The organism is Priestia sp. P5_B4, assembly GCF_056400385.1.
In genome coordinates, this window is sequence record NZ_JBFULJ010000470.1 from 1 (window position 1) to 2,963 (window position 2,963).

Here is a 2,963-nt window from a genome sequence, read left to right on the forward strand (position 1 = left end):
CGGTCATCCGTCACGGCGGAGCGTTAGACGGAACTGAGATTTTAGGTATTTTATTAACAAAAAAAATCCCGTTTTCTGTGGGCGAATTTGTGATGTTTTTAAATATCTTCATTTTTGCTTGGGCAGGTTTTGTGCTAGGTTGGGAACAGGCCATGTACTCGATCCTTACGTACTATATTGCTTCTAAAACAATCGATGCGATTATTCAAGGACTTGATGAAACAAAAGCAGCCTTTATTGTTTCAAATCACTATGAAGAGCTATCAGATGCTATTACGCATCGTCTAGGCCGTGGCGTGACGAAACTGTATGGTAAAGGCGGATTTGAAGGTACGGAAAAAGAAGTCATATACGTAGTGGTGACGCGTTTAGAAATTACCAAGCTTAAAACCATTATTTCCGAAATAGATCCGCATGCCTTTACAACCATTATGGATACCCAAGAAGCGCATGGCGGCAAATTCAAATCAGCCATCCACTAACTTATACATAAGCGTGGATTTCTCTGAGCATGCTAATAGCTGACTACCGGTAAAGGAGATCACCACTATGAAAGAACAAATGTCCAACTTATTTCACCAATTAAAACAGTCGGTTTCCGATGTATCTGATAAGTTATATGACAAAGTACATACGCTGCAATCATCACCAGGAGTGAGTGTGTTTGAACTGTATGAATGGATTAAAGAAAATCCAAGCACAAGCGTACAAAAGCAAACGCTGCTCGGGATTTCGTACTCTTTTTATACACTGCGCGCAGACGGGTTTTTTTTCTATATGGAAACGAAATATGATTATTTACTTTACATGACTATTTATAGTCCAACACGTCATTATTTCACCTATCATTCTTACAGAGATTCTTTATCAACAGTGACTCCCTTGACGTTTCCTATTACTAAATAATAAAAAGCTCCTCAATCGAGGAGCTTTCTTTATATGGTTATCTTCCTTTTCGGACTTTAAAGATAAACAGCGCAAGTAAAAAACCGCCCGTCGCAGTTACTATTTTCCACGCGTTTAAGATTGGATTTTTTTTCAAGGTCCTGCTCCTTCCTTGCGGCTATACTAAAAATAGGATGGCCGCCTTTCAAACAGCTAGTCCAACTTCCCCCTACTATTGATACGATCATCTAACATATAGCCCACCGACATTTTCATCAATTTCACTTTTCATACTATAACATATTTTTGCCATTTAGTAGAAGTCTTAAAAGTAAAAGCTGCACTTCTCTTAAAAAAAACGATATTGAACCCCTGCATTTTCTTTACCGTTCATTTTTTGATAAAGGTTTTGAGCCACTTTATTTTCACTGCTGCACTCAGCGGTCATCCCTGCAAACTCATACTTTTGAGAATAGGCCAGGCAGATCTTAAACAAACGTTCACCAATTTTATTTCCTCTGTTTAAAGGAGATACGTACAAGTCTTTTAAGATGGCTGTTTCTTTAAAATAATAGGTGTTCCACGATAGGTACACCGTCGCAAAACCTACTAGTTTCCCTTCCAATTCAGCAACAAACTGGATACCATAGGAAGGATTATTCAATAAGCGCTTAATATGTAAAGTTAAAGCTTTCCTGGAAGGGGCAGGCTGCTCACAGAATTTCACTATATATTCTTGCATTAACGTAGCCAGTCGCTCTCGATCAGTTTCAACCGCCTGTCGAATGACAACCATTTAATCACTCCTTTTAGCTCAACGCTCTTAACATAATTCGATAGCCATACTCTTTTTCCTTTCGTTTTCGTGAAAAGCTCTCTACTTTTACACAAGGGGTATTTAAAGCAAACAACCTTATACGGCTTATGGTTGATGAGAGAAAATACGATGTTTAAAAAAAGGTTGCAAATAGCAACCTTTTTTAGTTAGCAAGCGCATAATTTCGCAAGAATAAACCTACACAGCCGCTGATTACAATCAGTCCTCCTGCTGTTAGAAACGCCGCCGTTACATTTAGCGAAGCAACAGCTCCAAGCAGCAGCACCGAAAGCCCAAACGTCACATATGAAACGCTAAGCGTAGCGGAAAGTACCTTCGAAAGCTTTTCTAAAGGAACGGCCGTTTGTGTAAGCGTGTAAGAACATGTAGCGCTTATTTGAAGGGCAATGCCAATAGCAAAACTAAGTAAAAGTGAAAGAAAAGGAGCAGGCAACACTCCGAACAATAATGTAAAGAAACCTGATAAAAGACTGCCTAGTGTTACGATATGATAAAGACTTTTCTCTTGTTCAACTGAAATCTTCAACAAAACGAAACCTCCAAGAACCGTTCCAACAAAAAAACTGCTGTTGATATATCCCCACCAAGCTTCATTTTTATTTAATATCTCTTTCACAAACACGTAGACAATTGCTGATGCCCAAACGCCGGCAGCCATCCCTTCTAAAACCTCCATGACTAATAAAACCCGCAGGCGCGGATAATGCCAAATTAGCTTCCATCCCTCTTTTAACCCTTGTTGTTTTTGCTTCATTTTAGAAGAATGAGCGTTAATGCGAATAGCCTGCATAAATACGATTGACAAACTGAATAACGAAAATGACAGCCATAAAAGGCCAGTAGCTTCCCAGCTAATGATCAGAAAGCTTCCAAGCGGATAGGCTGCAATTTGAATCGTTTGATCAGTGACGTTAAACATACTGTTCCATTTCAACAGCTTCTCTTTATCTACTAAATGAGGAAGCATAGAGCTTTGAACCGGAGCTGCCCACCCATCGAAAAAAGCAATAAGCGCCACGCAGCACAGCATGCTGATAAGCGACATATGCCACAAGAAAAACATAGATAAAACACTGGTTTTTAACAGCTGAGACACAACAAGAATACGCTTAGCCCTGTAGCGATCTATAAGAAAAGGCACAATAAAACTGCTCAAAAACTTAGCAGTCGTAATGGTAAATGGAATGCATGAAAGCAGCACAGGAGAACTATTTTGAGCATAAAGAATGCTGATTAACGC

The 2,963-nt window shown here is 39.4% G+C and carries 4 protein-coding genes; 2 read left to right on the top strand and 2 right to left on the bottom strand.

Annotated elements, in window-relative coordinates:
• Both AC1DRF_RS21440 and AC1DRF_RS21445 read left to right on the top strand, forming a co-directional pair.
• A partial coding sequence (locus AC1DRF_RS21440) for a YitT family protein (RefSeq protein WP_477741638.1) occupies positions 1–482 on the top strand: 482 nt, incomplete at its 5' end.
• A 67-nt stretch (positions 483–549) separates the two neighbouring features.
• The gene (locus AC1DRF_RS21445) at positions 550–906 is read left to right on the top strand and encodes a hypothetical protein (RefSeq protein ID WP_427075998.1); all 357 of its coding nucleotides are present in this window, start codon (positions 550–552) and stop codon (positions 904–906) included.
• A gap of 328 nt (positions 907–1,234) precedes the next feature.
• On the opposite strand, the gene AC1DRF_RS21450 is transcribed toward AC1DRF_RS21445, so the two are convergent.
• Positions 1,235–1,681 (bottom strand): GNAT family N-acetyltransferase, encoded by a 447-nt coding sequence (locus AC1DRF_RS21450; protein ID WP_097825231.1) that lies wholly within the window; start codon positions 1,679–1,681, stop codon positions 1,235–1,237.
• Between the two features lie 184 nt (positions 1,682–1,865).
• The coding region (locus tag AC1DRF_RS21455) for an MFS transporter (RefSeq protein ID WP_477741639.1) at positions 1,866–2,963 on the bottom strand (1,098 nt) is incomplete at its 5' end.